6 protein-coding genes and 1 pseudogene are annotated in these 6,425 nt (G+C 68.7%); 4 read left to right on the top strand and 3 right to left on the bottom strand.

The features are described from left to right. Together NWF34_RS25075 and NWF34_RS25070 are read right to left on the bottom strand one after the other, a co-directional pair. Positions 1–570, bottom strand: a pseudogene (locus NWF34_RS25075) (hypothetical protein); the annotation flags it as partial. Between the two features lie 170 nt (positions 571–740). Next, positions 741–1,301: a DUF3499 domain-containing protein gene (locus tag NWF34_RS25070; protein WP_191834456.1), complete on the bottom strand. Its 561-nt coding sequence runs from the start codon at positions 1,299–1,301 to the stop codon at positions 741–743. Between the two features lie 103 nt (positions 1,302–1,404). Between NWF34_RS25070 and NWF34_RS25065 the strand changes: the two genes are divergently transcribed. Beyond that, complete coding sequence (locus NWF34_RS25065; protein WP_024500580.1) at positions 1,405–1,926, top strand: metallopeptidase family protein; 522 nt, start codon at positions 1,405–1,407, stop codon at positions 1,924–1,926. 96 nt (positions 1,927–2,022) lie between these two features. Here NWF34_RS25065 and NWF34_RS25060 read toward each other — a convergent pair whose 3' ends face one another. Continuing rightward, the gene (locus tag NWF34_RS25060; protein WP_232513138.1) at positions 2,023–2,286 is read right to left on the bottom strand and encodes a WhiB family transcriptional regulator; all 264 of its coding nucleotides are present in this window, start codon (positions 2,284–2,286) and stop codon (positions 2,023–2,025) included. Between the two features lie 716 nt (positions 2,287–3,002). Here NWF34_RS25060 and cofD point away from each other — a divergent pair. Genes cofD through NWF34_RS25045 form a run of 3 tightly spaced genes read left to right on the top strand, consistent with a single transcriptional unit; the run spans position 3,003 to position 5,964 of the window. Continuing rightward, the gene (gene cofD, locus NWF34_RS25055; RefSeq protein ID WP_024500581.1) at positions 3,003–4,037 is read left to right on the top strand and encodes a 2-phospho-L-lactate transferase; all 1,035 of its coding nucleotides are present in this window, start codon (positions 3,003–3,005) and stop codon (positions 4,035–4,037) included. Then, positions 4,034–5,383, top strand: coding sequence for a coenzyme F420-0:L-glutamate ligase (locus NWF34_RS25050; protein WP_024500582.1), 1,350 nt, complete (start codon positions 4,034–4,036; stop codon positions 5,381–5,383). The genes cofD and NWF34_RS25050 overlap by 4 nt, the downstream gene beginning before the upstream one ends. Further along, a complete protein-coding gene (locus NWF34_RS25045) occupies positions 5,380–5,964 on the top strand; it encodes an NUDIX hydrolase (protein ID WP_024500583.1) in 585 nt (194 codons plus the stop codon). The genes NWF34_RS25050 and NWF34_RS25045 overlap by 4 nt, the downstream gene beginning before the upstream one ends. Positions 5,965–6,425: the final 461 nt, after the last annotated feature.

The raw sequence follows: 6,425 nt of genomic DNA, 5'->3' as shown, positions 1-6,425 counted from the left end.
GGCCAGGTCGTCGAGGACGGGCGTCGGGCCGGTGACACGGACCTGCGTCAGTGCGCCGAACACCGCCAGCAGTGCCGCGACGAAACCGACGAACCGGAAGCGCGGTTCGACGTCGAACCGCGGAGAGAGGTCGATTCCGTTGCCGCCCAGGGCATCCCGCAAGGGGCCGGCGATCGGCGCGGCCACGACCACCTCCGCCCGACGACGCTGGGCGCGCGCGGCGGCATCCGCCAGCGCCATGTCTCCGGCATCCTCGCCGGCCACGATCACGACGTCGAGAGGACCGACCCAGCCAGGCAGGACGGGACCACTCACGACCGGGACGTCGACACGCGCTGCGAGGGTGGCGACACTCAGCTCGGCCGCCCGATGCGAGACCTCGCTGGAACCGTGGACGACCACGATGCTACGTGGTCGGAGGTCCGCGAGAGGGGCGAGGACACCCTCACGAACGGCCTCGGCGGTGGCACGGACCTGCGCTCCGGCGAGCGCGACGGCCCGCAGCAGTCCGTCGACGTCCGCGGAGAACAACTCCTCGGCATCGTCGAGGTCGGGTGTACCGGTACGCATGGAACCAGCGTAGCCAGGTGCGGGGACACACGCCCGGGTACGCGACACAGTCACCCGTTCGATTCTCGGACCGGGTTCGGACGGGCGGGCGGGTCCGGGCCGGAGCACGAATGATCCGCGGCCCCCGACGGCGACAACGGGTTCCACGCCCCCCGCGTGGTGGTGTCCGCTCAGTCGACCGGATCCGGGAGTACGCGGAGATGACCGCGGCGGCCCGGACGTGGCCGCGTCTGGTGGCGCGGCACTCCCGGAACGGCCGGCGGCTGCGACGGCGAGTCGACCGGCCCGGCGCGATGGCGGCCGCTCCGGCGATCCGCGAGGGCGGCCTCGTAGGCGGCATCGGCCGCGCGTGCCTCGTCCCGAGCCCGCGAGTCGAAGGCGTCGAGGGAGTCCACCGGCATCCGATCCGAACCACGACCGAGGGGCCCGCGATCGACGAAGCCCGGGCGCGCACCCCCGGCGACGGCGCCGGCCTCGCGGACGGCCTCGGCGAGGGCGGTCAGTTCGTGGTCCTCGGCAGGTGCCGAGAATCCCCGCTCACTGCGCAACATCTCCCACCCCCGCGGCACGGTGATCCGCCGGGCGTGATCGTCGCACAGATCCCAGGAATGCGGCTCCTCCGAGGTCGCCAGTGGACCGATCACCGCAGTCGATTCGGCGTAGACGAAGGTCAGGGTAGCCACCGCGGATCGGGCGCAGCCGGGTCGGCAGCACAGACGGGGAAGCTTCACGTGACGAGATTAGCCCGCCCTGTCCGCAACCACAGATTCGACACGCTCACAACGGGCCGAGGCGGGGGCGACACGAGCCACTGCGACCTCTTAGACTCGCGCCATGCGCATCCACCCGAAGCCGACGCAGCGCGGCTCATACGGCCAGCCGGGACTTCGTCGTGGCCGACGACGGGTCGAACGGTACCGAGACCGGCGAGGACGCGGCCTGCGTTCCCCGCTGCTGCCGCAGAACGTCCCCGCCTACAACACCCGATCCGATGAGTTCGACGCCGTCGCGCTGGAGGCCTTCGCCGAGATCGACGCGCAGTGGCACGATCAGCTCTCCGGACTCGACATCGCCGTCGACGAGATCCCGCGCCTGCTCCCCCGAGATCCCGAGACCGTCGAGTGGCCCGACGAGGTGACCGCCGACGGTGCGGTTCCGCTTGCACGGCTGATCCCGGCGGGGATGGACGTCCACGGGGTTCCGACGCGGGCTCAGATCATCCTGTTCCGCCGGCCGCTGGAGTCCCGCGCGAAGAAGGGGACAGATCTTCTCGAGTTGGTACACGAGGTTCTCGTCCAGCAGGTCGCGACCCACCTGGGCGTCGACGAAGACACGATCGACCGCGGACCTGAATGATCCGCGGTCGATGATCGCGTTCGACGATGACCGTCGAGCGTCCAGCTGTCGCTGGTCTATTCGTCTGTTCTGACGACGCCGTTCCGGCGACGTCGGTCAGATGATGCCGCGCTTGATGCGACGGCGCTCGCGCTCCGACAGCCCGCCCCAGATACCGAAGCGTTCGTCGTTGTGGAGCGCATACTCCAGGCATTCCGCCTTGACCTCGCAGCCCTGGCAGATGCGTTTGGCCTCACGTGTCGATCCACCCTTTTCCGGGAAGAACGCCTCGGGATCGGTCTGCGCACACAGTGCGCGGTCCTGCCACTGCTCCTCGACCGCGTCGAACAGGTCGTCGAAGTCGTTGGGCACCAGGGCCAGATGACGACGACCCGCCGACTCGTCCGCGTCGGCACCGGCGAGACCGGTTGCGTCGGCGGCGAATTCGACTGAGGCCGCACGCGCGGTGCCGCCGATCATCGAATCGTCAACGGGGCCAAGGGTACGGAATTCTGGGGTACCGATCTCCGGGGCGGATGTCATCACGGGAGACTCTGCGATGAATTGCGGGCGATCATGTGGTTCAAGCGGATTGCCGATCGGGTTGTTCAAAGCCATCGTCGGCGCCTCCTAGCTCGGGATGTTGGTCGTAATCTGTCCTTTGCGAACACGACGTGCTGCCGTACCCACCACTGCTGCCACACCACTTGTACTCCGGGTGCGCGAACTCCCTGCATCCGTTGTACACAGCGCCCGAGCGACGGCACTCGATGCCGGCACCGACCCTCTGCCGAGTTCGAACACATGATCGAATCCCTTGGAGGCCAGTAGTTCTCGACTTCGAATGTTCTCGATCTCAAACTCGGAATGACACTGATGTGATTAGACACGCCGAGGGCGGTCCCGGTCAAGTTGAATCGAAGAATTCCCTTTACCATCGCGTGCCGACAAATCTGTGACTCGACACGACGATGACGCGAAGGCGAAGCGAAGATCACACTCACGAGCCCTCCTCCCAGCCCGCCGGACGGGCATGACAGCGGCGTACGAACCCTCGCGGCCGACCACTAGAGTGGCGGTGTGAAGGAGTACCTGCTGTGAAGGTGACCGTACTCGTCGGCGGCGTGGGGGGTGCCCGTTTCCTCCTCGGACTGCGCGAATTGCTGGGTGTCACCCCGTTCCCGCCGCATCCGGACGACCCCACTCTCGGTGTCGGCGAACATCAGATCACCGCGATCGTGAACGTCGGCGACGACGCGTGGATGCACGGCGTGCGCATCTGCCCCGACCTCGACACGTGCATGTACACCCTGGGCGGTGGCATCGACCCCGAACGTGGGTGGGGCCGGCGCGGTGAAACCTGGCACGCGAAAGAGGAACTCGCCGCCTACGGGGCGGACCCGGACTGGTTCGGCCTCGGCGACCGTGATCTCGCCACCCATCTGATCCGCACCCAGATGCTCGACGCCGGGTACCGGTTGTCCGATGTGACCGCCGCCCTGAGCCGCCGATGGAACCCGGGGGTGCGCCTGCTGCCGGTGACCGACGACCGGCACGAGACCCACGTGGTGATCGCGAAACCGGACGGCGACGAGGGCGAGCGGGTCGCGATCCACTTCCAGGAATGGTGGGTGCGCCACCGGGCGCAGGTCCCGACCTTCGGCTTCGCGCAGGTGGGCTCGGACGACACCACGCCCGCACCCGGTGTCCTCGACGCGATCGCCGACGCCGACGTCATCGTGCTCGCGCCGTCGAATCCGGTGGTGAGCATCGGTGCGATCGTGAGTGTTCCGGGAATGCGCAGCGCACTGCGGACCACGACGGCCCCGGTGGTCGGCGTCTCCCCGGTCATCGACAACCGACCGCTGCGCGGTATGGCCGACGAATGCCTGTCGGTGATCGGCGTGGAATCGTCGGCCGAGGCCATCGCCGCCCATTACGGGGCCCGCAGCGGCAACGGCATCCTCGACGGCTGGCTGATCGCCGAGGGCGACCACGCACGCGTCGACGGCATCTCGATCGGTTCGGCCCCGCTGCTGATGACCGACCCGCAGGCCACCGCGCAGATGATCCGTGCGGCCTGCGCGCTCGTCGACGTGGCGCTGCCGGACCAGAACGTGGGCACCGCGTGAGCGAGCTCGCCGATCATCGCGCCCCGGACGGCCTGGAGATCCGGCCCGTCACCGGGCTCCCCGAATTCACCGACGAATCCGACGTCGCCGCCGAGGTCCTCGCCGCCGCACCGTGGCTGGAATCCGGCGATGTCCTGGTGGTGACGAGCAAGATCATCTCCAAGGCCGAGGGCCGCATGGTCGACGCACCCGCCGACCCGGAGGAACGTGATGCGCTGCGGCGCAAGCTCGTCGAGGCCGAGTCGGTGCGCGTGCTCGCCCGCAAGAACCGCACGCTCATCACCGAGAGCCGTCTGGGTCTGGTCCAGGCCGCAGCCGGGATCGACGGTTCCAACGTGCGCTCCGACCAGCTGGCCCTGCTCCCCGAGGATCCGGACGGCAGCGCGGCACGGTTGCGGGCCGCCATCGCCGAGCGAACGGGCCTCGAGGTCGCGGTGATCATCACCGACACGATGGGCCGTGCGTGGCGCACCGGGCAGACCGATGTCGCGATCGGCTCGGCGGGCATCGCCGTCACCCACCCGTATGACGGTGGCACCGACGACTACGGGAATCCGTTGGTGGTGACCGACATCGCGGTCGCCGACGAACTGGCCGCGGCCGCCGACCTGGTCAAGGGCAAGCTCGCGGCTGTCCCGGTGGCCGTCGTCCGCGGGTTCGCACCCGTCGACAACGGTTCGACCGCCGCCGATCTGATCCGGCCCGCCGAAGAGGACCTGTTCCGGCTCGGCACGGAGGAGGCCATCGCCCTGGGGCGGCGTCAGGCCATCCGCACACGACGTTCGGTGCGCGCCTTCGACGACCGACCGGTCGATCCCGACGACATGCGGACCGCACTCGGGGAAGCCCTGACGGCGCCCGCGCCCCACCACACCCATCCGGTGCGGTTCGTGTGGGTGCGGTCGGTCGAGCGGCGTCGTGCGTTGCTCGATGCGATGAACGCCGAATGGCGCGCCGACCTCGAATCCGATGCCAAGACACCCGAATCGATCGAGAAGCGGCTCCGTCGCGGTCGGATTCTGTACGACGCACCCGAGTTGGTGATCCCGTTCCTGGTGCCCGACGGTGTGCACGAGTACCCCGACGAGCGACGCAACGCGGCCGAGCACACCATGTTCACGGTGGCCGCGGGCGGCGCCGTGGCGAGCCTGCTCATCGCGCTGTCGGTCCGCGGGATCGGCAGCTGCTGGGTCGGATCGACGATCTTCGCCGCGCCGACGGTGCGACGCGTCCTCGAACTCGACTCGTCGTGGGAGCCGTTGGGCGCCGTCGCCATCGGGCACCCGCTCGAGGCCGCCCCGCTGCGCGACGCCGCGCCGACCGACGAGTGGGTGGTCGAGCTGTGACCGCGGAGTCGCTGCACGCCTCGGCGGTCGAGGCCCTGACCGCCTGGCAGGCGCCGGACTCGGCGCAGGACAGCCTGCGGCACGCCTACCTCGCGTTTCTCGCCGCCACTCCCGACGCCTGCCTGCGCGCCTGTGCGGCAGGTCATCTCACCGGTTCGGCCATCGTCTTCGACGCCGATCGAAGCCATGTGCTGCTGACTCTGCATCCGCGCGTGGGCAGGTGGATTCAGCTCGGCGGACACTGTGAGCCGACCGACGAGACCTTGGCCGGCGCCGCATTGCGGGAAGCCCGTGAAGAATCCGGCATCCCGGGTCTCGACCTCGATCGCGTCGGCGGCAGTGGTGGCATCGTGCACCTGCACACCCACCCGATCACCTGCTCACTCGGCGTGCCGACCAGGCATCTCGACGTGCGCTACCGGGTGGTCGCCGCCCCGACTGCCGACGGCAGCCTCCCGGCGTTCGAACGCAGTGAGGAATCGGTGGACCTGCAGTGGTGGCCGATCGACGATCTGCCGGCGGACACCGACGCCGACATCCCGGAGCTCATCCGGGCCGCGCTAGCCACGAAGACCTGGTGAGTCGACCTCGCAAGCCCTTCGTGACGCGTCCTCCGCAAGCTCCGGACGCTCCTCAGGGAGCGGGGGTTCTGCGTCCTCCGCAAGCTCCGGACGCTCCTCAGGGAGCGGGGGTCCGCAAGCTCCGAAATTCTCGTCCCCCTGAGATGGCTCCGAGGGCAGATTGCCCTTGGACACCGCTGAGCGGGACGAGTTTTCGAACCTCAGGCGAGATCGGCGGGCAATCGACGAGGACGGTCAGCAATGGGTATCGCTTGGCGATACCTAGTGCAGAGCGTGGACCGCAGCAGCGGGTGACCTCGATACGCGGCGCCCTCACTGCGCTCGGTCGTCGCCCCTGCTGCCTGAGCCTGGATGCACCGATTTGGGGTGAGGTTTCTGGTGTTTGATGGGGTGTTGAGAAGCGAGATGCCTTGCTGCAGTGCAAGAATGGGACTTGTCTAAGGAACACATTCAGGCACGAA

The sequence above is a fragment of the Gordonia sp. GONU genome (assembly GCF_024733855.1).
Taxonomy (GTDB): domain Bacteria; phylum Actinomycetota; class Actinomycetes; order Mycobacteriales; family Mycobacteriaceae; genus Gordonia; species Gordonia amicalis.
The sequence above is the reverse complement of the archived record's forward strand: the minus strand, read 5'-3'. Positions and strand labels throughout refer to the sequence as shown.

Bases quoted from the DNA above. Each gene is read 5' to 3' on its own strand.
- NWF34_RS25065 (WP_024500580.1), top strand. From the start codon at position 1,405: ATGCGCATCCACCCGAAGCCGACGCAGCGCGGCTCATACGGCCAGCCG.